At 37.7% G+C, this 23,642-nt stretch carries 26 protein-coding genes; 14 read left to right on the forward strand and 12 right to left on the reverse strand.

Features of this window, described 5'->3' with window-relative positions:
* Window positions 1–72 precede the first annotated feature (72 nt).
* Window positions 73–3,012, reverse strand: a complete 2,940-nt coding sequence (locus FTV17_RS11770) for an insulinase family protein (RefSeq protein WP_179999771.1) — start codon at window positions 3,010–3,012, stop codon at window positions 73–75.
* Window positions 3,013–3,270: 258 nt separating this feature from the next.
* Between FTV17_RS11770 and FTV17_RS11775 the strand changes: the two genes are divergently transcribed.
* The 8 genes from FTV17_RS11775 to FTV17_RS11810 all read left to right on the forward strand — a co-directional run bounded on the left by FTV17_RS11775 (window position 3,271) and on the right by FTV17_RS11810 (window position 8,993).
* Window positions 3,271–4,275 (forward strand): adenosine kinase, encoded by a 1,005-nt coding sequence (locus tag FTV17_RS11775; RefSeq protein WP_179999773.1) that lies wholly within the window; start codon window positions 3,271–3,273, stop codon window positions 4,273–4,275.
* 16 nt (window positions 4,276–4,291) lie between these two features.
* Window positions 4,292–4,600: a Rieske (2Fe-2S) protein gene (locus FTV17_RS11780; RefSeq protein WP_171076765.1), complete on the forward strand. Its 309-nt coding sequence runs from the start codon at window positions 4,292–4,294 to the stop codon at window positions 4,598–4,600.
* A 17-nt stretch (window positions 4,601–4,617) separates the two neighbouring features.
* The gene (locus FTV17_RS11785; protein WP_179999774.1) at window positions 4,618–5,232 is read left to right on the forward strand and encodes an OB-fold-containig protein; all 615 of its coding nucleotides are present in this window, start codon (window positions 4,618–4,620) and stop codon (window positions 5,230–5,232) included.
* Window positions 5,233–5,648: 416 nt separating this feature from the next.
* Window positions 5,649–5,840 (forward strand): cytochrome oxidase putative small subunit CydP, encoded by a 192-nt coding sequence (gene cydP / locus FTV17_RS11790; RefSeq protein ID WP_179999814.1) that lies wholly within the window; start codon window positions 5,649–5,651, stop codon window positions 5,838–5,840.
* Window positions 5,840–7,420 (forward strand): cytochrome ubiquinol oxidase subunit I, encoded by a 1,581-nt coding sequence (locus FTV17_RS11795; RefSeq protein ID WP_035266593.1) that lies wholly within the window; start codon window positions 5,840–5,842, stop codon window positions 7,418–7,420. The genes cydP and FTV17_RS11795 overlap by 1 nt, the downstream gene beginning before the upstream one ends.
* 1 nt (window position 7,421) lies before the next feature.
* On the forward strand, window positions 7,422–8,567 hold the full coding sequence (gene cydB, locus FTV17_RS11800) for a cytochrome d ubiquinol oxidase subunit II (protein WP_179999776.1): 1,146 nt from the start codon (window positions 7,422–7,424) through the stop codon (window positions 8,565–8,567).
* 26 nt (window positions 8,568–8,593) lie between these two features.
* On the forward strand, window positions 8,594–8,695 hold the full coding sequence (cydX, locus tag FTV17_RS11805) for a cytochrome bd-I oxidase subunit CydX (RefSeq protein WP_035266590.1): 102 nt from the start codon (window positions 8,594–8,596) through the stop codon (window positions 8,693–8,695).
* 1 nt (window position 8,696) lies between these two features.
* Window positions 8,697–8,993, forward strand: a complete 297-nt coding sequence (locus tag FTV17_RS11810; RefSeq protein ID WP_179999778.1) for a cyd operon YbgE family protein — start codon at window positions 8,697–8,699, stop codon at window positions 8,991–8,993.
* Between the two features lie 60 nt (window positions 8,994–9,053).
* Here FTV17_RS11810 and FTV17_RS11815 read toward each other — a convergent pair whose 3' ends face one another.
* The 3 genes from FTV17_RS11815 to ftsY all read right to left on the reverse strand — a co-directional run bounded on the left by FTV17_RS11815 (window position 9,054) and on the right by ftsY (window position 11,719).
* Complete coding sequence (locus tag FTV17_RS11815) at window positions 9,054–9,695, reverse strand: DUF2057 family protein (protein WP_179999780.1); 642 nt, start codon at window positions 9,693–9,695, stop codon at window positions 9,054–9,056.
* 113 nt (window positions 9,696–9,808) lie between these two features.
* Window positions 9,809–10,402, reverse strand: coding sequence for a nitroreductase family protein (locus FTV17_RS11820; protein ID WP_179999782.1), 594 nt, complete (start codon window positions 10,400–10,402; stop codon window positions 9,809–9,811).
* A 237-nt stretch (window positions 10,403–10,639) separates the two neighbouring features.
* Window positions 10,640–11,719 carry a signal recognition particle-docking protein FtsY gene (gene ftsY / locus FTV17_RS11825; protein WP_035266635.1) on the reverse strand — a complete coding sequence of 360 codons (1,080 nt, stop codon included), beginning with the start codon at window positions 11,717–11,719 and terminating at the stop codon, window positions 10,640–10,642.
* 252 nt (window positions 11,720–11,971) lie between these two features.
* Between ftsY and FTV17_RS11830 the strand changes: the two genes are divergently transcribed.
* Together FTV17_RS11830 and FTV17_RS11835 are read left to right on the forward strand one after the other, a co-directional pair.
* Entirely contained in the window at window positions 11,972–13,279 is a 1,308-nt protein-coding gene (locus FTV17_RS11830) for a pitrilysin family protein (protein ID WP_179999816.1), read from the forward strand.
* A 7-nt stretch (window positions 13,280–13,286) separates the two neighbouring features.
* Entirely contained in the window at window positions 13,287–14,798 is a 1,512-nt protein-coding gene (locus tag FTV17_RS11835) for a pitrilysin family protein (protein WP_179999785.1), read from the forward strand.
* On the opposite strand, the gene FTV17_RS11840 is transcribed toward FTV17_RS11835, so the two are convergent.
* Both FTV17_RS11840 and FTV17_RS11845 read right to left on the reverse strand, forming a co-directional pair.
* Window positions 14,795–15,115 carry a hypothetical protein gene (locus FTV17_RS11840; protein WP_179999787.1) on the reverse strand — a complete coding sequence of 107 codons (321 nt, stop codon included), beginning with the start codon at window positions 15,113–15,115 and terminating at the stop codon, window positions 14,795–14,797. The genes FTV17_RS11835 and FTV17_RS11840 overlap by 4 nt on opposite strands.
* Window positions 15,116–15,221: 106 nt before the next feature.
* Window positions 15,222–15,581 carry a hypothetical protein gene (locus FTV17_RS11845; protein WP_179999789.1) on the reverse strand — a complete coding sequence of 120 codons (360 nt, stop codon included), beginning with the start codon at window positions 15,579–15,581 and terminating at the stop codon, window positions 15,222–15,224.
* A 225-nt stretch (window positions 15,582–15,806) separates the two neighbouring features.
* Between FTV17_RS11845 and FTV17_RS11850 the strand changes: the two genes are divergently transcribed.
* From FTV17_RS11850 to FTV17_RS11865, 4 genes are all read left to right on the forward strand, one after another.
* On the forward strand, window positions 15,807–16,040 hold the full coding sequence (locus FTV17_RS11850) for a hypothetical protein (protein ID WP_035266572.1): 234 nt from the start codon (window positions 15,807–15,809) through the stop codon (window positions 16,038–16,040).
* Window positions 16,041–16,180: 140 nt separating this feature from the next.
* Window positions 16,181–16,564, forward strand: coding sequence for a DUF2750 domain-containing protein (locus tag FTV17_RS11855; protein WP_179999791.1), 384 nt, complete (start codon window positions 16,181–16,183; stop codon window positions 16,562–16,564).
* A gap of 87 nt (window positions 16,565–16,651) precedes the next feature.
* On the forward strand, window positions 16,652–17,083 hold the full coding sequence (locus tag FTV17_RS11860; RefSeq protein ID WP_035266567.1) for a CBS domain-containing protein: 432 nt from the start codon (window positions 16,652–16,654) through the stop codon (window positions 17,081–17,083).
* 174 nt (window positions 17,084–17,257) lie between these two features.
* Window positions 17,258–18,148: a hypothetical protein gene (locus tag FTV17_RS11865; RefSeq protein WP_179999793.1), complete on the forward strand. Its 891-nt coding sequence runs from the start codon at window positions 17,258–17,260 to the stop codon at window positions 18,146–18,148.
* Window positions 18,149–18,183: 35 nt separating this feature from the next.
* Here FTV17_RS11865 and trpB read toward each other — a convergent pair whose 3' ends face one another.
* The 6 genes from trpB to FTV17_RS11895 form a co-directional block, all read right to left on the reverse strand.
* Window positions 18,184–19,392, reverse strand: a complete 1,209-nt coding sequence (trpB, locus tag FTV17_RS11870) for a tryptophan synthase subunit beta (protein ID WP_179999795.1) — start codon at window positions 19,390–19,392, stop codon at window positions 18,184–18,186.
* Window positions 19,393–19,427: 35 nt separating this feature from the next.
* On the reverse strand, window positions 19,428–20,615 hold the full coding sequence (locus FTV17_RS11875) for a VWA domain-containing protein (RefSeq protein ID WP_092768443.1): 1,188 nt from the start codon (window positions 20,613–20,615) through the stop codon (window positions 19,428–19,430).
* Window positions 20,616–20,623: 8 nt separating this feature from the next.
* Window positions 20,624–21,475 (reverse strand): MoxR family ATPase, encoded by an 852-nt coding sequence (locus tag FTV17_RS11880; RefSeq protein ID WP_035266560.1) that lies wholly within the window; start codon window positions 21,473–21,475, stop codon window positions 20,624–20,626.
* A gap of 29 nt (window positions 21,476–21,504) precedes the next feature.
* A complete protein-coding gene (locus FTV17_RS11885; protein ID WP_179999818.1) occupies window positions 21,505–21,876 on the reverse strand; it encodes a hypothetical protein in 372 nt (123 codons plus the stop codon).
* Window positions 21,877–21,910: 34 nt separating this feature from the next.
* Window positions 21,911–22,216, reverse strand: coding sequence for a YcgL domain-containing protein (locus FTV17_RS11890; protein ID WP_035266558.1), 306 nt, complete (start codon window positions 22,214–22,216; stop codon window positions 21,911–21,913).
* A 129-nt stretch (window positions 22,217–22,345) separates the two neighbouring features.
* Window positions 22,346–23,488: an HRDC domain-containing protein gene (locus FTV17_RS11895; protein WP_035266550.1), complete on the reverse strand. Its 1,143-nt coding sequence runs from the start codon at window positions 23,486–23,488 to the stop codon at window positions 22,346–22,348.
* Window positions 23,489–23,642: the final 154 nt, after the last annotated feature.

Genomic DNA, 23,642 nt, shown 5'->3' on the forward strand with positions numbered 1-23,642 from the left:
AACGACGACACACCCAACCATATTGGTGTACGTTTTATTCTATTTCGCATTGGCTAAGCCCCATTTTTAATTTTAATTCACTTGTTTTATTTCAAATCCAAGTTCTGCAAGTTGCTCTTTTTTAGCCATTGGTGCTACAACAGCCTTCGTTGGTTTTTGATTCACTAAATACGTTTCTGCTACACGTTTTAGATCATCTAACGTTACATTGAGCAAACGCTCTCGTAAAGTTTTTCTGAATTGAGGCGTACGTCCGTGCAATAATGCATAACATGCAGTAATTGCTTCACCTGCTGGAGAACCAGGCTTATCCATGCTCGATACAAGACCAAGAATCGCCTCTTCAAGTTGGTGTGGTTTTTGTTCAGTATTCAATAACCAATCAATACTTGCTTCAAAATCTTGGAAAGTTTCTGCTAAACGTGGATCACGATAACTATAGAATCTAAATGCACAAGCATTGCCATCATAGCTTGCACCACCACCATAAGCGCCTCCTTTTTCACGGATTGCACTATGTAGGAAACCATTACGTAGATAACCCGCAAGCACCATTAACGGTGCTGCATCCGGATGAGAAACTTCAACTGCTGGATAAGCAGAAGCACAGAATTGGACATTGGATTGAATCAGCCATGCTTCATCATTTTGTGTTTGTTCAAAATTAACTTCAGTAAGACGCACTGGTTCACGATTCACTTCAAGTTTATCCCAAACATTTTGAATTTCTTCAATTAAACGTTCAGACTGCTGCTCTTCACAGACCAGTAGGAACTGTTTAGGCGCGAGTAACAACAAACGGTGAATATTTTGCAACTCTTGAATGAGGTGCGCATATGCTTGTTCATCTGTTTCAATGCTTTGAACAAGCTCGCTCAACCAATTAAGCGCACCTAAGCCAGTATTATTATAATCACGTAATGCCAATGCACTCATATTACGAGAAGCGATCTGCATGGCATAGCTATGTCCAGAACCAGACAAACGGGATGCCCAACGCGTCTTACGTTGTTGTAAGAGTTCAATAATACGGTCCTTTTCATCAAAACGCAGTTTCTCAAATGCCAATTTTAACAATTGAATCGTATCTAGTTTGTGGGCAAGCGATTTTGTTGTCAGCGTTAAAAATGCGCTAATTTTACCTTTATCATCAACTTTACTACGTAGAGATGCCCCCATACCAAGGCCACCACTTACTGCTGTTTGTAATTGCTGCAATTCCAAATAATTATATTGACCTGCACCGACCTCGCCCATGAGCACTGAGAGTAAGTTAAAGTAAGGTGATTTCACGACTTGGTCAGGAATTTGAATAATCACTTGTTGATAATAAATTCCGTTAGTACCCGCATGGTATAAGTTCAAGGGTGTATCTAAGTTATTAGAAATGATTTCTCGCAATTGACCTTGAACGACTGGAAGCTCAGCAGGAATATCTTCTAAACCAACTTTCGGCAATAAATCTAAGTTATCAGGAGTCGCCTGTCTTTCATTTAATGCCTCAGTTTGGCGTACAATTTCAGCTTTTTCGGCATCTGTTAAGCGTGCGCCTATATCGGTTAAACGCTGTTTTTCTGCTTCAGCCTCTAATTTCGACTTATTCTCATCTGGTACAAGTGTCATCTGTACACGATGTGGATTATCAATCAAGTGGGTCTTGATCAGATTAGGCAACCACATCGGGTCTTTCAACTGCTCTTTCACTTGCTCAATGGTCGAATCTACGTCCCAAACATGTATTGGATCATTATGATGAATTGCACTGCTTAAACCATTGAGGATGAGGCTTAGTCCATAAGGCGTGCCATCTCCACCAATTTCTCGTTGGTGTAATTCAATTTGATGTAAAATCGCATCAACCAATGACTGATCTACTGGCTTCGAGGCAACCTCATTCAGCACATTCAACACACCGTTTTTGAATGTTTCTGCATGTTCAGGATTTGAACCTTGAATACCGCAGTAGAAAGTCATTTCATAGTTAGAATCATCAAGACCTAAAATTGGTCCTGTAGATTGAGCATAACCACACGTTTCTAAATAGTGACGTAATGGTGAAGCAGAATCTTCCAATAAGATCCCTTCAGCCAAACGTAAGCCTAAACGAAGTTGAATATCACTAGATTCAGGAAGTAACCATGCCAGTACATGGTAGGTTTTATCTTTCAAATCTTCAGCATCTACCGCGTAAGTCTCTGTCACCTCAATAGGTGCTTCTAGACGCTGTTCTGGTGTCGAATATAAGGTTTGACCTTTCTTAAACTTAGATAACGCTAAAGTTTCAAACTGCTCTTGTAACTCATAGGCAGATTGATTACCAAAAGTCATGAAAATAGCGTTACTTGGATGATAGTGTGACTTATAGAAACTGACTAACTCTTCGTAAGTTAAATCAGGAATATCCTTAGGATCACCACCTGAATTATAGTGATAAGTCGTTTTAGGGAATAAATGATGAGCAAGTTGGTGATATAACTGATCTGAAGGTGAACTCATTGCACCTTTCATTTCATTAAAAACCACACCTTTGTAAACAGGCTCACCATTCTCCAACTCAATTCGGATACCTTCTTGAGCGAAATCCAAAGGGTTTAAATTGGCTGCAAATGCTGCATCCAAATATACGGAAAGTAAGTTTTGGAAATCTTTTTTATTCTGTGTCGCAAATGGATAAGCTGTCCAATCGGCAGCTGTAAATGCGTTCATAAACGTATTTAGAGAGCGGCGGATCATCAAAAAGAATGGATCACGTACAGGAAATTTTTCAGAACCACATAATGCAGTATGCTCAAGAATGTGTGCTTCGCCTTTTGAATCCATCGGTTGCGTACGGAAAGCAACTAAAAAAACATTTTCATCATGTTCAGTTGCTAGATGAAAATGCACAGCGTCAGTTTCTTTATGACGGTATTCTGAAACTAATATATCGAGTGCGGCTACATGATGTTGACGTACCAACTGAAACGCGGGATGAACGGTGTTTTGAATGGTTTCAGTAACATCTACGGTCATGTGTGCTCCTTAATTTACATAAATTTTAACAAAGATCATTATACTGATAGTTCAATACAATTCATCATTTATACAACAAACTCCAACTATTTTCCGAGTAAAATAGTCAGATTAAAACTAAATCAATAAAACTATATCTGAATTAAATGATTCATTTCGATTAAATGTGGGTTAAAGCTTGAAAATCAAGCTATACGCTACTGAATTCAATCGCATTGGTGTAAAATCTTTTTCTTTTTTCGTGATGTGAATTTAGACATGGCTAAAGTTGACCTTTTTGCGATTGGCAATGCCCTCATTGACCAAGAATTCAAAGTATCTGATGAATTTCTTTTAGAGCAAAATTTGCAAAAAGGTACTATGCAGCTTACAGATGGGGAAACTCAAGCCCGTCTATTTCAAAACTTAAAAAATTCTCAAGAATATAAAGGTCAAGCTTCTGGGGGATCTGCAGCTAACTCAACAGTGGCTTTTAGTGCCTTAGGTGGTCAAGCGTTTTACGGATGCCGTGTCGGCAATGATGATCTTGGAGCGTTGTACTTAAAAGGTCTAAATGATTCAGGAATACAAACCTCTGAACGTTCGATCAGTGAAGGCGTAACTGGGACTTGCATGGTTTTGGTCAGTCCTGATTCAGAACGTACCATGCATACGTTCTTAGGTATTACAGCTGAACTCAGTAATGAACAAATTGATTTTGAAGCGCTAAAAACCGCTAAATGGTTATATATAGAGGGTTACCTTTCTACGAGTGATACAGCACGAGCTGCCGTAAAGCAAGCGCGTGCAATTGCGAAAGCAAATAATGTCAAAATTGCGTTAACACTCTCTGATCCTGCTATGGTGCAGTATGCGCGTACAGGCTTGGACGAATTATTAGATGATGGTGTAGATGTTCTATTCTGTAATGAACAAGAAGCATTGATGTATACACAAACTGATGACTTACAGCATGCTCTTGCTGCACTTAAAAAATTAAGCTCTACCGTCATTATTACGCTTGGAGCACACGGCGCTCTTGTAGCAACGGAATCAACTGAACTTCAAGTGAAAGGACGTAAAGTTGTTGCTTTAGACACGAACGGTGCTGGTGATGCTTTCTCTGGTGCATTTTTATATGCATTAAATGCTGGTAAAGATTTACAAACAGCGACCGAATTGGCTATTTTAATCTCAAGCCAAGTGGTTGCTCAATTTGGTCCACGTTTAGACGTAGCTGATTACGCTAAACTTCTTAAAGAATTTCAAATAGAAGTCGCATAAAATGAATAAAATTTGCATGACTGAAGACATTCCTGAAAGAGAATCTCGATCTTTTGAAACTGAAAATGGTGACAACATTTTCATTACGCAACGAGATGGTTGCTTCTATGCGTATCAAAATGTATGCCCACATTTGCAAGTTGAACTCGAGTTTCTTGAAAATCAATTCTTAGATCGTGATCAAGAGTTCATCGAATGCTCTACTCATGGTGCATTATTTGATGTAGAAACTGGTGTGTGCATTTCAGGCCCATGCCAAGGTGAATCTTTAGAAAAAGTCGAGATTAAAGTTCATTCTGATGGTGGAATTTACCTAGAATCTTAAGTCATGAGGTGAAGGACATGCTGGCATTTTTAATGGAAATTGATTTAATGCCATTTCATATGTGCGTGTTTGCATTGCTAATGCTCAGCATGGTTGAAACCTTAGGCTATTTTGTGGGATTAAGACCCAGTCAATTTATAAAAAAATTAACACCTTATTGGCTTATTCGCCTTCCTTTGCTTCAAGTTAAATTTTCCAAAGTTCTCATTCTTGTTTTTTTTCTGATCAATTTTAGTTTTGCTGGATATTTTCTTCAGCTCATTGTATTTGCAAGCCAGAAATCCTTTCTAGCTTGGTACTATGTTTTATTACCCGCTTTAATTATCGCAATCTTCTTTACGGTATTTATGATTCATTGTTTGGATCAAGTGATCAAACCCAAGTACAAATCAGAGCACTCAAATTTGCTTGGTCGACTAGCAACTGTTTCCAGTGGTAATGCACGACCTGGTTTCTCTGCTCAAGCACGCGTTCGCGATGAATTCGGTCAATTACATTATGTACAAGTTGAACCAGAGTTTGGGGAACTTGAATTTCAATCTCAAATCCTCCTGATCCGTGCAAAAAGATCTCATTTTATTGCTAAAAAAATAGCCAAAACAAATCAACTTTTCAATGTTGATCAGCATTAATGAGCTATTAACACACCCACTTCAATTATATGCATTTGATTTGAAAATATTTCATTCAAGGTATTTTGTGACGCCTATTAAATTTAAATCCAACCAACTCAACGATTATATAAAAATTAATAAAATCTTTATAACCAACCATTTTAATCAGATTTAAAACCAACTAATTCAATAAACTTTAAAACAATAATCCTATTATTTCAGTTGGAATTAAAATATTAATACCAAGTATTTTAGTCTATTTTATTTTTTAATATAACTATTTTAGTTGGATTTAATTTTGTTAAAAATATAAATTATAAATAACTGTTTTAGTTGTATTTTTTATATTAAAAATATTTATGACTATAAAGTATTTATTTTAAATAAAAAAAAGATAATAATAATTACAATAGATTCAAATAATGAATTTAAATATGATGATTAAACCTTCAAGTTTAAATAAAAATTTAATCAAAGAGATTACTTTAATTCTCATTATCAAAGTAATCATTCTTATCTTGATTAAAAATATCTGGTTTGATGCACCTACCATTCCCAAAAACTTTGACCATCAAGTCGCTGAACGAATTACGGGCAGCGAACTTAAAATGAAGGAGACACGTTGATGATTTCTGAAAGCGTGGTCGATCTATCGCGGTTTCAATTTGCAATGACCGCAATGTATCACTTTATATTTGTACCCCTCACTCTAGGTTTGGCATTTATCCTTGCCATCATGGAAACCACCTATGTCATTACAGGCAAAGAGATTTACCGAGACATGACCAAGTTTTGGGGTAAGTTATTCGGGATCAACTTTGCTTTAGGGGTAACCACTGGACTAACGATGGAATTCCAGTTTGGTACAAACTGGGCTTACTACTCACATTATGTAGGTGACATTTTCGGAGCGCCATTAGCAATCGAAGGATTAATGGCCTTCTTTTTAGAATCTACTTTTATTGGTTTATTCTTTTTCGGCTGGGAACGTCTTTCTAAAGTCCAACATTTATGTGTGACATGGTTAGTGGCTTTAGGCTCTAATATGTCAGCACTTTGGATCTTGGTTGCAAATGGTTGGATGCAAAACCCTGTCGGGGCCGCATTTAACTATGAAACCATGCGAATGGAGCTGGTAGATTTTGCCGCACTAATCTTTAACCCAGTGGCACAAGTTAAATTTGTCCATACTGTTTCTGCGGGTTATGTGACTGGTGCAATTTTTGTATTGGCAATTTCAAGTTATTACCTACTTAAAAAACGTGATTTGGCCTTTGCCCGTCGTTCATTTGCCATTGCTGCTATTTTCGGTCTTGCTTCGACATTGTCCGTAATTTTACTGGGTGATGAATCAGGATATGAATTAGGTGATGTGCAAAAAACTAAACTCGCTGCAATTGAAGCAGAATGGGATACACATCCAGCACCAGCTGCATTCACATTATTTGGTATCCCCAATCCTGAGACGCAAACAACAGACTATGCTGTGAAAATTCCATATGTCATGGGTTTAATCGCGACTCGCTCTACAACTGAACAAGTCACAGGGATCAAAGATTTAATCGCACAACATGAGCAACGTATCCGTAATGGTATGGTCGCTTATGCACAGCTTGAACAACTTCGCGCTGGAGATCAATCACCAGAACTCAAAGCCGCATTTGACGAGACTCAAAAAGATTTAGGTTATGGTCTATTGTTGAAGAAATACACACCAACTGTAGTTGATGCTACTGAACAACAAATTAAGTCTGCAGCTTTAGATACTATCCCTCATGTTCCAAGTTTATTTTGGGCATTTAGAGCGATGGTGGCGTCAGGTTTCTTAATGCTCTTGTTGTTCATTCTTGCAACGTATGCCGTCATGAAACGTAATGCTGAAAATAAAACTTGGTTGCTCAAGTTTGCACTGATCGCCCTTCCACTTCCATGGATTGCAGCTCAAACAGGTTGGTACGTTGCTGAAGTTGGTCGTCAACCATGGACTATTGGTGAAGTTTTACCAACACACCTATCTGCATCAAGTATTAGTTCAGCGGATGTATGGGGTTCAATTTTAGCACTCGCTGCTTTCTATACAGTGCTGCTCATCATAGAAATGTATTTAATGATCAAGTTCTCAAGACTAGGACCAAGCTCTTTACATACTGGTAAGTATCATTTCGAAAAACTAGCAGCAGCCAATAAGTCAACTGAGGAGATTTAACATGATTGAATATGAACTTCTCAAAATCATTTGGTGGGTATTGGTCGGCGTCCTCCTTATTGGATTCGCATTGACTGATGGATTTGATATGGGCTCTATGGCACTGATGCCTTTCGTTGGAAAGGACGACGAAGAGCGTCGCGCTGCAATCAACACGATTGCACCACATTGGGATGGAAACCAAGTTTGGTTTATCACGGCGGGTGGTGCACTTTTCGCAGCTTGGCCAATGGTATATGCAACAGCTTTCTCGGGTATGTACTGGGCGCTGTTACTCGTATTATTTGCTTTATTCCTTAGACCTGTTGGTTTTGACTATCGCTCTAAGCTCGAAAATACTAAATGGCGTAATGCTTGGGATTGGGGCTTATGTATTGGCGGTGCAGTACCAGCACTCGTTTTTGGTGTTGCTTTTGGCAATATGTTCCTTGGTGTACCCTTTACACTTGATGAAACTGTTCGTTCAACTTACACAGGAAGCTTCTTTGCTCTTTTAAATCCATTTGCCTTGGTCTGTGGATTGGTCAGTTTGACGATGCTTGCTGCGCATGGTGGTGCATGGTTAATGCTACGCACTGAAGGTGCATTAAGAACACGCTCTGCTCAAGCTACACGATATATGGGTATTCTTTTTCTCATCTGTTTTCTTGGTGCTGGTGCTTGGTTGTATTTCGGCAATATCGAAGGCTATACGCTTGTAACCCCTTATGATACGAGTGGTGTAGCTAATCCACTTGCTAAAGAAGTACTTACTGATGCCAATCATGGCTGGATGAACAATTATTCTATTTATCCAATCACAATATTAGCACCGGTAATGGCGATTATCGGAGGAATAATTGTGGTTTTAGCATCGTCTAAAAATAAAGCGGGACTTAGTTTTCTGGGTACATCGTTCGCTGTGATTGGCACAATTCTCACTGCTGGTTTTGCCCTATTCCCATTCCTGATGCCATCTAGTATTCATCCAAACATTAGCTTGACGATGTGGGATGCAGTATCTAGCCAAATGACGCTTTCAGTAATGACTGTTGCTGCGTGTATTTTTGTTCCACTGATCTTGGCATACACCACTTGGTGTTACTACAAAATGTGGGGTGTGATCACCAAGAAACATATTCAAGACCACACACATAGTCTGTATTAAAACTGAATCACTGTTAGGAGAAAATTATGTGGTACTTTGCATGGATTCTAGGTGTGTTAATGGCATGTTTCGCGAGTGTACTTGCAGCCATTTACATGGAACAACATCAAGACTTAGACGGTGAATGAAATGAGTGAGCTTGCAATGTCGAATTATGAAAAACGTAAATACTCATTCGCAATGATCATTTCATTTCTGATGGCATTGCCTCTCGCTACCATATTACTCATCCACCCAAGTCTGATGTTGGATGCAAGTGGTAATTACAGTCATCGTGCCATGATGCTGATTATGGTAGGAATATCTGGTGGATTTATCCATGGCGTAGGGTTTATACCACGTTATTGGATATGGAAGTATTTATTTAGTCCATTTGTAGCATGGCCATTGATGATTTATGGTTACTATACTTGGCTGTTCACTTAATTCATAAAAAAGCCCTCTATGAGGGCTTTTTTTTATCTGTTTATGAAATATTAAATGATTTTATTGCGTTGCAAGCCAAGTCATAAATTTTTGACGTTCCTGCTTTGAAGAATTTTTCCATACTTCAATCAACGTCTGACCATCATGAGTATTTGAATTTGTATTTTTAATGTCTGCTTGTTCCACTGTTTGAGTATTTATTGATGATGAACTTGACTTGGTCATTGGGCTAGCTTGTGGCTCATTATGCAATATCTGATTGATCGTACCGCCTAGCAAACTTTGCGAGGTCATTTGAACAATCAGATTATTCGAAATGAGTTGATTATTTTGATTATAAATTGCCAATTGAGGATTTTTGGCGAATGTTTTTGCTTGGTCCAAATCTCGTGGTGGATGACTTAAATCCAATTTGTATGACTTATTATCCTCTAGGGTTGGCAATTTCAAAGTAAGAATATCCGACTTTACGATCTCATGATTATTTAAAGGTAGTTCAAAGTATTGATTATATCGAACATTCACCAAAGGTTGATTCGCATCAATTTGGTATTGTTTTTTTGATTTAAATAGTCCTGATTTAACCTCTTGATTATTCACTGAAATTACGACCAGTTCCTCTGGAACCACCAAGGTCGCCGCTGCAAAAATTTGACTGCTCAACCCCGTAAATATCAATGCAGAAGCAATTTTTAATTTCATAAATAACTCAATATTAGATTGTTAGATATGACTACTATGCTACCAAGCGATGACAATTTAATGACAGAACTCGTCATAAAAAAAGGCACCGAAGTGCCTTTATATGATTTGGATTAATTAAAAGTTTTAAAACGAATTTCGTCATCAATAAACGTTTTATCTCCTGCAGGCGCTTCGATTGAACCGAGCACAAGCTGAGCACGAAGTTTCCAAGAAGCTGGAATTTCAAATGTTGAAGCCACTTCTTCATCCACAATTGGATTGTAATGTTGTAATGATGCTCCAATATTTTTTTCTGACAATGCAGTCCAAACCGCAAATTGAGCAATAGCTGTTGAATGTTCAGACCAGATTGGGAAATTCTCAGCATAAAGTGGGAATTGCTCTTGTAAACCTTTCACCGTATCTTGATCTTCATAAAACAATACAGTTGCATGACCCGCTTTAAAGCTATTGATCTTATTTTGAGTTCCCTCAAATGCTTCTGCAGGAACAATTTTACGTAAAGTTTCTAAAACGATATTCCAAAATTTGTCATGTGACTCACCAAAAAGTGTTACAACACGTGATGTCTGTGAGTTAAATGACGATGGACTTTGACGTACCGCTTCTTTAATGGTTTCTTCAATCTGAGTATTGTCTAAAGAAACATTCTTACCAATTGAATAGATGGTACGGCGATTTTTAATTTGATTTAGAAAAGACATAACTTATTCCTTATTTTTAACATTCATTGTGTGCTAACGATGATGCTATCTTATTCATATTACGAAACCTTTTCAGCCTTATCTTTATAACAAAGTGTTCTATTTTTGGAACAAATTGCGTATTTAATGTATTGAGTCAAAAGATTCGGCTTTCTCATATTTGATTAACTTTATGAATTTTAGGTATTTATAAAAAAAGCTCCGTATAAGGAGCTTTTTAAATTAACCCAAGAATAATTATTTTTCGTTATCGAATAATGCAGCGACAAATGATTTTGCTGAGAACGGTCTCAAATCATCAATCTTTTCACCTACACCAATAAATCGGATTGGCACATGTGTACGGCTCGCAATGTTAAATAGCACACCACCCTTTGCAGTACCATCCAATTTGGTAATAGTAAGACCCGTTAAACCTACAGCTTCATCAAACATTTCAACTTGGTTAATCGCGTTCTGTCCTGTGCCAGCATCCACAACAAGCATCACTTCGTGCGGTGCAGTCGCATCAATTTTCTGCATAACACGTTTTACTTTTTTGAGCTCTTCCATCAAGTGACCTTTGTTATGCAAACGTCCTGCGGTATCTGCAATCAATACATCGATCCCTTTCGCTCGTGCACTTTCAAAAGCATCAAAAATTACAGAAGCACTGTCTGCACCATGACCTTGTGCAACGACATGAATATCGTTACGTTCACCCCAAATTTGTAGCTGTTCAGTCGCCGCAGCACGGAAAGTATCGCCTGCCGCGAGCATGACTTTTTTACCTTCACCTTGCAATCGTTTTGCGAGTTTACCAATCGTGGTTGTCTTACCTACACCATTTACACCTACAACCAAAATCACATAGGGATTTTTATTCGGATCGATATGTAACGGTTTGACACGTGGTGCTAATAAAGCAACTAATTCTTCTTGAAGAGCTTTATAGAGAGAATGAGAGTAGATCAAATCGCCACGCGCAGTTCTTTCAGTCAAATTGGCAATAATTGTTTTCGTCGCCTCTACCCCGATATCTGCGACTAATAATTGCTCTTCAACTTCTTCGAGCAGCTCATCATCAATCTCTTTACCACCGACTAGAATATTCATCATTCCATCAGCTAAATTTTTACGAGATTTTGATAAGCCTTCTTTCATACGACTGAAGAAACCACCTTTCGGTTTTGTTTCTTCAACGGCCGGCACCGTTTCCAGCTTTTCTACTTCATTGTTTTCGATAATAGGCACATTAACGGCCGGGAGGCTCGGTAAGGTGACATCGTCATCACCAATATCCGCATCAATCAAGAATTTATTTTGCTGTTCTTGCATGCCGATTCCTTGAAAAGCATTGCGATTAAAAGAATGGAGTTTAGCATAGATTGCTTTAAATTCACGATCTGCAATTACTTTTAAAACGATCAACCAAATTGCAACAGTTCAATCTTGAATAAATATACGACATCATCAAGAATAATTTTAAAGTCATTATTCGGATTAATTGTGTCTCTCAGCCGGCTCAAATTCTCTCTGCAACTCATTTTCAAACAGACAATCATCATTGCTGCGATTACATCAGCACCGATGATGACATTTGCAAATCAGCAAACTGCTCAACTCTCTCGAAACACCGTCGAAACAACACTGGGTAATGGTTTAAGAGTCATTATTAGAGAAGATCACCGCGCACCTGTAGTAATTAGCCAAATTTGGTATGCCGTCGGCAGTAGTGACGAGTCAGGGAATTTACTCGGCATTTCACACGTTCTAGAACATATGATGTTCAAAGGCACTAAAAAAGTACCGAATGATGAATTCACACGCCTTAGTCGAATTTATGGTGGTAGTGTGAATGCATTCACATCCACAAATTACACCAATTACTATCAATTCTATCCTAAAAAATATCTTCCACTGGCATTAGAGTTAGAAGCAGATCGAATGCAAAATTTAGTTCTGCGCCAAGAAGATTTCGAACCCGAAATTAAAGTCGTAATGGCTGAACGACGGCAACGAACAGAGGACAATCCTCGCAACCTTGCTTTTGAAAGATTTAAATGGATTGCATACCCAACCAGTCATTATCGCCAACCAGTGATTGGCTTAATGAAAAATCTGAATAACATTCAATTGAATGATTTAAAACAATGGTACGAAACTTGGTACGCGCCGAATAATGCAACATTGGTCATTATTGGGGATGTAGATCCTGAACAAACCATTCGAGAAGTCAAAAAATATTTTAATAAGATTCCAAAAAAATCCGTTCCTGAACGAAATGATGTGCTTGAATTTTCAAGAATTGGATATCGCTTCATGGAGCAATATCAGGCTGTACATGTACCCAACTTGTTTATGTCTTGGAATGTCAATTCCATTAAAACAGCAAAAAACCCTCAAGACGCCTACGCTTTAACCATTATTCAAAATCTATTGGACGGTGGAATTTCAGCACGTCTACAAGAGAGACTGATCCGAGATAAACGAATTCTGACCTCAATTAATGTGAGTTATGATCCATATAATCGTGGGGATAGCCTATTTTTAATCTCTGCCATACCTGCTGAGGGTATCAGTCTTGAGCAAGCGCAAAAACGCATACAGCAGGAACTAGATTTATTCAAATCAGAATTAGTCAATGAAAAAGAACTCAATCGGGTCAAGGCGAATTTCATTTCCAATTTAGTGTATAGCCAAGATGATATTATTGGGCAAGCTCGACTCATTGGTTTGCTCAGCATCAATGATCTAGACTATCGCATGATTGATCAACTCCCTGAGTACTTCGATAAAGTCACACCGCACGATTTACAACGCATTGCCAATATTTATTTTAATCGTGACAATTTAAGCGTTTTACATCTTTATCCTGAACAGAAAAACAATAACTAGGCGTTTTATGAATTATTTATCTTCTCTATTTTTAACGAGTGTCTTGTGTAGTGCCATATTAAGTTCACTGTCGCATGCGGAGGAACTTATAGAAGCTGAACCGATTGAACAAATCATCGAAGAAGATCCCAGTGGTCTAAGCTCGATTAAAAACTTATTAAGCTTAAAAGAGATCACAAAATCTTCCCAAAATTATAAAGCGCCTTTTGTTCAAGAACTTAAAAACTCTTTGAATGTACGAACCTTATTTGTCGAAACGAATGATCTTCCGATGGTCGACATTCAAATTACATTCAATGCTGGTTCTGCACGAGATGAAGTCATTGGTCAAGGACTTTACGGTATATCCAATATGGCAGCTCGCCTTATGCTTGAAGGAACAGATCAGCTCAGTGCAAAACAGATTACCACCACATTTGAGGGATTAGGCGCCAAATATTCTTTCAACGCCTATCGTGATATGTTTGTTGTTCGACTAAGAGTGTTAAATGATCCTGAAAAATTTGACCCTGCACTGAACTTACTACTGCATTTAATCAAGCATGCCACCTTTAAACAATCAGGCATTAATCTCGCGCTCAGTAATACTCAAATTGGGCAAAAACAACTTCAAGAGAATCCATCCAGACTAATGTCAATACAACTGTACCGTATGCTGTATGCGGATCATCCATATGCTCAACCAACAGCTGGGACAGTCGGTAGTTTAAAAAAGATTACGCCTGAATTACTCAAAGAATTTAGAGATCGATTGCTTGTCGCTCAAAATTCCAATATAGCAATTACAGGACAACTCACTCAAGATCAAGCTCAACAGATCTCGGAACTGATCAGTATCAATTTACCACAAGGGCAAAGGCAGCCTGACCTTCCAACTCCCGTCAGTGAATCAGGTTTTAAAATTTCAGTACTAAAACGCGAAAGCCTACAGGCACATGCATTATTGGGTCATTTATCTTTAGAGCGAACACATCCAGATCGTGCCGCTTTGGAAGTTGCCAACAGAATGTTTGGTGGTGGGAGTTTTAATTCAATCTTATCAAAAGAGTTACGAATTAAACGAGGACTCACCTATAGCGCATCGAGTACGCTGACTACACCACAGGTACCTGGCGTTTTTAATTTTGGATATGCGACACAACAAGACCAATTGCTCGAAAGCTTAAAGCTCGCACATCAAGTATTCATTGACTTCAAAAAACAGCCTATTACTGACTCTTTACTTAAAGAAAATAAAGAAAGTATTCTTCGGTCTTTTCCGATGACCTTAAATAGCAATGCAAATATTAATGCCCAAATCGCATCGATTGGTTTTTACAGACTTAATTCCAATTATCTAAATGAGTATCAGGAGCAGATTCGAAAATTAACTCGCCAAGATATTCAAAATGCAATACAAAAACATTTACACCCCGATCAAATGACTGTTATTGCTGTCTCTGACCGTGTCACTGCCAAGGAGATCGAAGAAATACTGAATCAAAATCTTGGGCTCAATCTGAATAAGATTGAAAACTAATCCAACTTTTCAATCCCTGGATAAATTTTTATATGAGCATTCTCGATACGATAAGCATTCAGCAAACGATAAAATTCAATATTTTTAATCTTAGGTTTGGCAAGTAATAAATTTGCCATTTCATGCGTTCGCTCTAAACGATTTTGAGCCGCGAGCGCTTGAACTTGTTCAAAGTGGGATGAATTAATTGGACGATTCAGTGCAATACTAGAGACAATAAGAATAAAAAGTACAATGCCTATGATGAAAGCATTTTGAATCTGCTCAATATTTAATTGTGAGAAAAGATCAGACGAAATTTTTTTTAAATGGAGCATGTACAACCTCGGATTAGCTTAAGTGTAATCCGAGATGCTTTAAAAATATAGTGTTAACGTTGATTTAAACAAGAACCATTATGCAAAAAATGGCGCTTATTCACCTTTAAGATACAACATTCTGAACAACACCAAAATATAAGATAGCAGCGATCAACGCGAGTACGATAAAAATAGTGAAAACACTTAAACCACCTTCAGCATCATCAGGGTGTTCTTCGTCAATGACGGCGATACGTTTTAATTCGCCGTCATAGTAGCGATAAAATTCAGCTTTTGCTGCAGGATCAAGCGTCTGCGTATAATCATGCACACGTTTACGCTGCTCTAAACAGTAGTGACCTAAATGGATTTCTTGATGAAAAATTGCTTCATCAAGTTGTTTTTTATGATGATGTGCAAGCGCAATAATATCGGATGGCTCTGGTGGATTGCCAAATGTGAAACCATCAATGGTATTAGTCATAAGTCATTCTCCTTTATAGTTATTTACAGTTTTATCATAAACCCAATATAAAATGATTAAAGTTTAATCATGTAAGTATTTTTTAAAAGATTTATCTTGAAAATTTATTTGACAATTAACACAAATTGTAATATTAGTTTAATATTACTTTGTTATATTCCATTTTGACCTAATTTAGGTCTTTATAACTGTAGTACTAATCATAATTAGAATAAGGAGTTTTATATGATTAAACAATTCTCTCAACAAGACCTCGAACATATGTATTCGAATGCTGTAAATACCATTCAATTTGAAATGAATTTTACAGACGCAGTTTCAGAACTTGAGAATGCAGCACGTGCGGGTCACGGTAAAGCAGCGATGTTTCTAGCTGAACTCTATCTTCAAGGTTTCCGTGTAGAACGTGATTCTTTGAAAGCACAGTATTGGCAAAACATGGCCACAATGCAAGCATAAATAAACGTCACATTCGTGGCGTTTTTTTTAGCTTTTTCATTACATATTTGCTTACCAAACTTTAAATTAATGCAACTAAACTTTAAGAAAAAAACATTAGACTGAACTTATCATCATTGGTAATGAATCATTGAACGATCATGAACACCTTTGTACAGTTGCAACCAAATTCAAAGCATTTTTTACTCAAAGTTAATATCCTTAAAACCATGATGTATTGTGGAGTACTGTGGGGACTGTACAATCCAGAACATCAAGGTTGGGCCATTCGATCAATCAATCAAGAATACATATTCCCCTTCTGGCTCAATTCAGTGCAGGCTTTACATTATGCAAAAATTCACTGGCCGCACTATCAGCCTCGAAAAATAACGCCTGATGATTTTAAAAATTCGCTACTCCCAACCCTAACGCGATTAAAAGTCACACCTGCCCTGTGCAATCATCGAGATCGCCACTTTAAGCTCACTATTCCATACATGCAGATGCTATTTTTTCAGAATCATTTAAGCCCTTCTATTTAGCAGAAAATTCCACTAAAACGATTGTAAAGATTTTAGATTTCAGTTATTAACTTATACATGGATGAATAACCAATAAGAGGAAACTTTATGACAACAGTAGCTCAAGTCCTACAAAATAAAAACAATTCAGAAATCTCTACCATCACACCTGATGCTACGGTTTTAGAAGCAATCACACTAATGGCAACAAAAGGTATTGGTGCCGTTGTTGTCGTACAGGATGAAAGACTTGTTGGAATTTTATCTGAACGGGATTACACTCGTAAAATTGCACTTATGCAACGTACATCTGACTTAACTACAGTCTCAGAAATTATGACTGGTACGGTTTTATCTGTAAGTAAAAGCAACACCGTAGATGAGTGTTTAGATTTAATGACAGAACGTCATATTCGCCATCTGCCAGTATTAGAAGACGATAGACTCGTCGGAATTGTATCTATTGGTGACTTAGTTAAAGCCGCGATGGAAGACCAAAAAGTGTTGATTGAACAACTTCAACAGTATATTTCAGGATAAAGCTAAGCTCCCATCTCGGGGGCTTTTTTGATAATTCAATCATGATCTCAATTTTGAACAATAGATTGAAATTGGTCATCTTTTACAATGATTTTCTTTTATTGAGTCATTGAACTATTTAAACAGCATCAGTAAAGTCATTACATTATGGAATTTTTTGCCTAAGGACTGATGATGTATAAAAAGTTATTGTGTTACACCGCTTTATTTGTAACTGCTTCCACTTATGCATCTGAACTTGAACCAACGATAAAGAATCAAATAGAGCTGCTAAAAAAAGCAAAAACATATCAAAAAAAGACACTCATCACGCCTGCATGTAATACCTATGAAAAAGCCTACAAAATGGGATATTTAGGGGCTGATCAAGATATGAAAAATCCAAGAAAAAACAAAGAATTTGTTGAAGCCGCCCTGCAAACTTCTGCCTGTTATACAAATTTGAATTATTCAGAACAACCCCAAAAATGGCTCGAAGGTACTGTAACGCTATTTAAGTTAAAAAATTATTTTGCAGTCCCAAACTTAGATGGCCGACTCAAAGAAATTCAAGATGAAATGATGTCGATCGCAGAAGTGCTATATTTCAAAAAAAATGCTGACTATCGCAACCCCTCTTCTGAAGTAACCAATGCCTGTGCTGCATCTGAAATTGGCTTCAAGATTGGTTATTTAGGTGATCCTGATAAAGCTAAAGATCCTGCATTCAATGCAACATACGTACAACATGGTTTATTTCATGCCGCTTGCGTTTCTCTACTTCCATCCAAGGCTAAATCTGAGAATCCAGCATTTACGAGTTATTTGTCTTACGCAATTTTAAAAGAACTTGCCACCAAATATGACAGCAAAAAAGCACACGAACTAAGTGCACCAGCTGATGAAATTATGAAAACCATGGTTCAAGCTCAACAAGCTCAACAAGCTCAACAAGCTCAACAAGCTCAACAAGCGACTGAAACACTTGTTCAAGATCTTTCAATTGAAACGCCGCTCATTCCTATTGCAATTTCCTCCTTTGAAAATATTCTTACGCCTTTGAATGAAGAACCACCAGAAATGTAATTAAAAAAACCAGCCTAAGCTGGTTTTTTTATGTGTTAATTTAAACCTAATTTTTCTGCCACATAGTCCGAGTCTTTATCACCTCGACCTGATAAATTCACCACCACAATGGTATCTTTGGACAATTGTGGAGCTTCGCGTATCGCCCAAGCAACAGCATGTGAACTTTCTAATGCAGGCACAATCCCTTCAACTCGAGATAGAGTCATGAATGCATTCAGACACTCTTCATCAGTTGCTGTTGAGTACTCAACACGACCAATATCTTTTAAGAAACTGTGTTGAGGCCCCACACCAGGATAGTCTAATCCAGAAGCAATTGAATGCACAGGTAATGGCTCGCCATTTTCATCTTCCAGCACATAACACGCCATACCATGAAGTTGACTTGGTTTACCTAAAGTTAATGTTGCCGAATGTTGATCAGTATCTAAACCATGTCCTGCTGGTTCAACACCAATTAATTTCACACTATCATCATTAAGGAATGCACTGAATGCTCCCATTGCATTTGAGCCACCGCCAACACAAGCAACAATATAATCAGGATATTTGTTAAATCTGTCTTGTGATTGAACTTTAATTTCATCACCGATAATTGCTTGGAAATCACGCACCATTTTAGGAAATGGATGTGGACCAACGACTGATCCGATGGCATAAATAAAGCTATCAGGGTCTTTCAAATACTCTTCGAAAGCACTATCAACAGCATCTTTTAATGTTGCTGTTCCACGAGTGACTGAAATTAGATTCGCACCCAAAATTTTCATTTTCACGACATTTGGATGTTCTTTTTCAATATCAACTTGACCCATATGAATTTCACACGGGATACCAACCAAGGCACAAGCGGTGGCTAATGCGACACCATGTTGACCTGCCCCAGTTTCAGCAATGACTTTTTTCTTGCCCATGTATTTAGCAAGTAAAGCTTCACCCAAACAATGGTTAATTTTATGCGCACCTGTATGGTTCAAATCTTCACGCTTCAGATAAATTTGAGCACCGCCCAATTGTTCTGAAAGTCGTTTGGCATGAAATAAAGGACTTGGACGACCTACATAATGCGCAAACAGCTCTGAAAGCTCATTTTGAAATTCAGGTGTTTTACGAATTTCTTCATAAGCAACATTGATTTGATCCATTGCTGCTTTTAAATGAGGTGGAATGAATTGACCACCATATTCACCAAAAAAACCTTCTTCATTTGGCAATGCCACACCATTGATTTGATAGCTCATATCAAGATCCTTTAGATGAATATAATTTAAAAAAGTTAGCGCGAGAGGAATTTAGTCATATCTTCAATGCCTTTTAAAGTCATTGGATACATATGATCTTCAAATATTTCTTTGATCATTCCTATCGTTTGAGTGTAATGCCAGTAATTCTCAGTTTCAGGATTCAACCAAGCCGTCTTTTCATAATGCTGGCGCAAACGACGCAACCAAATTTCCCCCGACTCTTCATTCATGTATTCGACAGAACCACCAGCAGATTTTAATTCGTATGGCGCCATACTTGCATCACCAACAACAATCACTCGATAATCTTTACCATAGGTATTAAATAAATCTAAGGTATTCATTTTTGTCGAAGTACGGCGATGATTGTCTTTCCACACGTAATCATAAAGACAGTTATGGAAATAGAAATATTCTAAAGTCTTAAATTCTGTTTTGGCTGCACTAAACAGTTTTTCACATTGTGCAATATAGGCATCCATTGAACCGCCTACATCGAACAACATCAAAACTTTAATTCGATTACGACGCTCTGGCACCATCTGTACATCAAGAATTCCCTGCTTAGCCGTTTCGCGAATCGTTTGATCTATATCGAGCTCTTCTTCAGCACCTTGACGCGCAAATTTTCTAAGACGACGCAACGCCATTTGCATATGACGTGTTCCCAGAATTTGATCATCATCAAGATTTTGGTATTTACGTTGTTCCCACACTTTCACCGCAGATTTTTTACGTCCCGGCCCTCCAATTCTCACCCCCTCTGGGTGATCACCAAAAGCTCCAAACGGTGAAGTGCCACCAGTGCCAATCATACGATTACCACCTTGGTGTTTTTTATGTTGCTCACGCAAACGCTCTTCCAGCATTTTCATAAGCTCTTCTAAAGAACCTGCTCTTTGTAGTGCTTCACGTTGCTCTGGTGTTAAGTGTTTTTCAAGGAGTTCTAAATCAAACCATTCTTTAGGAAGTTGATTAACTTTACTGAGCAAATCATCCACATCAAAGGTTTGAATGCCCTGAAAATAATCCTTCATAGCACGATCATACTTATCGAAGTAACGCTCATCCTTGACCATGACTGTCTTCACAAGCTGATAAAAATCATCTTGATCTGCAAAAACCAAACCTAGACTAATTGCTTGATTCAGATCAATCAGCTCGCGCGTCGTTACGGGAATTCCGTATTTTCGCAAGGTGTAAAACAGTCTTACGAACATAGTATCACCTATCGACGAGTCATAAATGCGAGGCGCTCAAGTAGCTGCACATCTTGCTCATTTTTGATGAGCGCACCATACAGCGGTGGAATTGCTTTTGACTTATCATGGTTTCTTAAAATATCTTCAGGCATATCATCAGCCATCAATAAGCTTAACCAATCAATTAATTCAGAAGTTGAAGGTGGCTTCTTAAGACCAGGTATTTGGCGAAGCTTAAAGAAGACCTGAAGTGCCTCACTGACCAATGTCGTTGAAATTCTTGGAAAATGTACTGCAATAATTTCACGCATGGTCTGTTCATCTGGAAATTCAATATAATGAAAGAAACAACGGCGTAAAAAAGCATCAGGAAGTTCTTTTTCATTATTTGAAGTGATGATCACAATTGGACGCTGTGTTGCAGTAATTGTTTCACCAGTTTCATAAACAAAGAATGACATTTTGTCTAGTTCATGAAGCAAATCATTTGGGAATTCGATATCTGCTTTATCAATTTCATCAATTAATAAAACGCAACGTTCTTCAGAGGTAAATGCTTCCCACAATTTACCTGGTTTAATATAGTTTTTAATATCATAAACACGCTCATCGCCCAATTGACTATCGCGCAATCTTGAAACGGCATCGTATTCATAAAGACCTTGTTGGGCCTTCGTCGTTGATTTGATATGCCAAGTAATCAGTTTTAAACCCAGACTTTCAGCAACTTGTTCAGCCAATAATGTTTTACCTGTACCTGGCTCACCCTTCACTAAAAGAGGCTTTTGCAACGCTCGAGCGGCCTTCACAGCAAGCTTGAGACTATCTGTAGCGATATATTGATCTGTACCCGTAAATTGATGTGCATCAACAGACATAATGAAACCTTATTTTTTTATTTGGATAATTAAAGTGGTGGTGTCTTCACTGACGATGTGTGTCTTAGATTCTTTTGTTTAGAAGCGTACTTAGACCAAAAATAACCTGCCAATAACCCTAAAGCAATAACAAAGGCAATCAATGAGAAATTGGACCAGATCAACGGTGAATCTTTTGTTAAAACCCCAAAGATCAAACCAAAAGTTGCAGGTGCTAAGGCGGAATTAGGACCTTCAGAAATCGTTGGTGTTGCCAAAATAGCAAACACAAAAATCCAAGTCACTCCACCTAAAGGTGAAGGTAGGCGTTTCGCTATGCCATACCAACACCACAGAATAATCAAAGTTCCGAGAATATAGACGGTAATTGCAATGTTATATTCTGGAATTGAATCCAACATTGAAACAAACTGATCCCATCCTCCAACTTGATTATCACGCACCGCGTAGTCCCTCTGGCTCTACCGCATTAGGATTGATCAATCCTTCAGGCGGCAATTGTAAAAAGAATCCTTTCGTCTGAATTGAATCCATCACATGTAAAACATTTGCACGTGCTAATTTGCGCTCTGCATGTAATTCCAGTGACATCACAAATGTCGCTCGGCCAAATGCATTTTTCATTGCATCAGATAATACTGATAACGGATCAACAGCTTCTTGGTTTTCCGCTTGTTCAGGACGCGCAACGTAAATATACATTTCGTCTTTCTTACTAGATTTGTAGATTTCACACCACATGATTCAAACAACACCTTTTAAACTCAAAGCAAAGCATACATCAAAAAAAACGGCGAAACATTAGCGTTTGTTAACGCATCAGTCTAGTTTAGGATGACTGGTAATTCTTTAATCAAATTTTGAGAGAAGTCATTCATTGACTTTCATTTGCATACTCAAATATTGTGCATCTTTATGAAGCAACTCAATTAATGGCTTCGTCAGTAAATCATAACGCCAACCGAGTAAATATTGAGGTAAATCTTGCTCATCGCCATGAAAAACCACATGCTGATATAAAGCCCCGAGCCATTTTTTTCGCATTAACACTTCTTTAGGAATCACCAATTCCTCTGCAAGATTACCAATCATGTTATCAACATCATGGGTAATATCTTTGGATGAATGTTTAATTGGTCGAGCAATTCGTAATGGCCATTCTTCCATTGGGGGCAGCAACGCAATAATATCCAAAATCGTTTTACCGTGCTCACGAACCACATTCGGACGAATATTTTTAACTTGGGATAATTGGAAGGTATTTTTTGGATTTTTTTCCACCAAATCAATCATAGTGGCATTTTTCAGAATAAAGCTTCGAGGCTGATTTAAAGCCTTCACCATTTCTTCACGCCAAACACTGAGCAATTGTAGCTGCATTAACTGCTTTCGAGAGTGTCTATAATTTCCGACATCTTCGTATAGTTTCTCTTTCGGCGTTTCTGTCGCAATCTCAAGCGTGAGGCTCTTACAGTCCTCTAGCACATACTGATAATGCCCTTTTTTCTCTAATTCATTTTTTAGTGCATCGGCTAAATTCATAATATATAAGACATCATTCGCTGCGTATGCTTTTTGCTCTTCAGTTAAAGGACGTGCAAGCCAATCTGAACGTGTTTGATCTTTATCAATTTCTATATTTAAAATTTCTTTGAGAGCATTTTGATAACTGACCTGTAATCCGTGTCCGAGAAAAGACAAAGCCACCTGAGTATCAAATACATTATTAAGATGATTGCCTTTTGAATAATGGTAAATCAGATCAATATCTTCACCACAAGCATGGAAAATATTTTGCTTTGCAGCAAAAACTTTAGGCCAGAAACTCGAAAAATCTAGACGTGTACCGTCTAATAAAAACACCTGATCTGCGACATTGATTTGCAAGACACCCAATTTTGGCCATAGTGTATCAACTTTGATAAATTCAGTATCTAAACCATAAACATCTTGTTGACTCATTAGTGTCAAAACATGCTCGAGTTCTTTTTGCTCTTGGATAAATTGAAACATCATAAAAAACAATGTGCTAGATTGGTATCGAAATGTATTTTAGCTTAAATTATCAATTTTAAATATAAATTTTCAATTAAAGCGTCAAGCAAATCTATGTATACGCTGTAAATAGTTATAAAACATGAAAAATTTAATATTTTTTTCGACTAAA

It is taken from the genome of Acinetobacter sp. YH12239 (assembly GCF_013417635.1).
In the GTDB taxonomy this organism is placed as follows: Bacteria; Pseudomonadota; Gammaproteobacteria; order Pseudomonadales; family Moraxellaceae; genus Acinetobacter.

Coding starts and splice junctions, on each gene's coding strand:
- FTV17_RS11770 (WP_179999771.1), bottom strand. CDS start 3,012: ATGACCGTAGATGTTACTGAAACCATTCAAAACACCGTTCATCCCGCG.
- FTV17_RS11775 (WP_179999773.1), top strand. CDS start 3,271: ATGGCTAAAGTTGACCTTTTTGCGATTGGCAATGCCCTCATTGACCAA.
- FTV17_RS11780 (WP_171076765.1), top strand. CDS start 4,292: ATGACTGAAGACATTCCTGAAAGAGAATCTCGATCTTTTGAAACTGAA.
- FTV17_RS11785 (WP_179999774.1), top strand. CDS start 4,618: ATGCTGGCATTTTTAATGGAAATTGATTTAATGCCATTTCATATGTGC.
- cydP (WP_179999814.1), top strand. CDS start 5,649: ATGATGATTAAACCTTCAAGTTTAAATAAAAATTTAATCAAAGAGATT.
- FTV17_RS11795 (WP_035266593.1), top strand. CDS start 5,840: ATGATTTCTGAAAGCGTGGTCGATCTATCGCGGTTTCAATTTGCAATG.
- cydB (WP_179999776.1), top strand. CDS start 7,422: ATGATTGAATATGAACTTCTCAAAATCATTTGGTGGGTATTGGTCGGC.
- cydX (WP_035266590.1), top strand. CDS start 8,594: ATGTGGTACTTTGCATGGATTCTAGGTGTGTTAATGGCATGTTTCGCG.
- FTV17_RS11810 (WP_179999778.1), top strand. CDS start 8,697: ATGAGTGAGCTTGCAATGTCGAATTATGAAAAACGTAAATACTCATTC.
- FTV17_RS11815 (WP_179999780.1), bottom strand. CDS start 9,695: ATGAAATTAAAAATTGCTTCTGCATTGATATTTACGGGGTTGAGCAGT.
- FTV17_RS11820 (WP_179999782.1), bottom strand. CDS start 10,402: ATGTCTTTTCTAAATCAAATTAAAAATCGCCGTACCATCTATTCAATT.
- ftsY (WP_035266635.1), bottom strand. CDS start 11,719: ATGCAAGAACAGCAAAATAAATTCTTGATTGATGCGGATATTGGTGAT.
- FTV17_RS11830 (WP_179999816.1), top strand. CDS start 11,972: ATGATGACATTTGCAAATCAGCAAACTGCTCAACTCTCTCGAAACACC.
- FTV17_RS11835 (WP_179999785.1), top strand. CDS start 13,287: ATGAATTATTTATCTTCTCTATTTTTAACGAGTGTCTTGTGTAGTGCC.
- FTV17_RS11840 (WP_179999787.1), bottom strand. CDS start 15,115: ATGCTCCATTTAAAAAAAATTTCGTCTGATCTTTTCTCACAATTAAAT.
- FTV17_RS11845 (WP_179999789.1), bottom strand. CDS start 15,581: ATGACTAATACCATTGATGGTTTCACATTTGGCAATCCACCAGAGCCA.
- FTV17_RS11850 (WP_035266572.1), top strand. CDS start 15,807: ATGATTAAACAATTCTCTCAACAAGACCTCGAACATATGTATTCGAAT.
- FTV17_RS11855 (WP_179999791.1), top strand. CDS start 16,181: ATGAACACCTTTGTACAGTTGCAACCAAATTCAAAGCATTTTTTACTC.
- FTV17_RS11860 (WP_035266567.1), top strand. CDS start 16,652: ATGACAACAGTAGCTCAAGTCCTACAAAATAAAAACAATTCAGAAATC.
- FTV17_RS11865 (WP_179999793.1), top strand. CDS start 17,258: ATGTATAAAAAGTTATTGTGTTACACCGCTTTATTTGTAACTGCTTCC.
- trpB (WP_179999795.1), bottom strand. CDS start 19,392: ATGAGCTATCAAATCAATGGTGTGGCATTGCCAAATGAAGAAGGTTTT.
- FTV17_RS11875 (WP_092768443.1), bottom strand. CDS start 20,615: ATGTTCGTAAGACTGTTTTACACCTTGCGAAAATACGGAATTCCCGTA.
- FTV17_RS11880 (WP_035266560.1), bottom strand. CDS start 21,475: ATGTCTGTTGATGCACATCAATTTACGGGTACAGATCAATATATCGCT.
- FTV17_RS11885 (WP_179999818.1), bottom strand. CDS start 21,876: ATGTTGGATTCAATTCCAGAATATAACATTGCAATTACCGTCTATATT.
- FTV17_RS11890 (WP_035266558.1), bottom strand. CDS start 22,216: ATGTGGTGTGAAATCTACAAATCTAGTAAGAAAGACGAAATGTATATT.
- FTV17_RS11895 (WP_035266550.1), bottom strand. CDS start 23,488: ATGTTTCAATTTATCCAAGAGCAAAAAGAACTCGAGCATGTTTTGACA.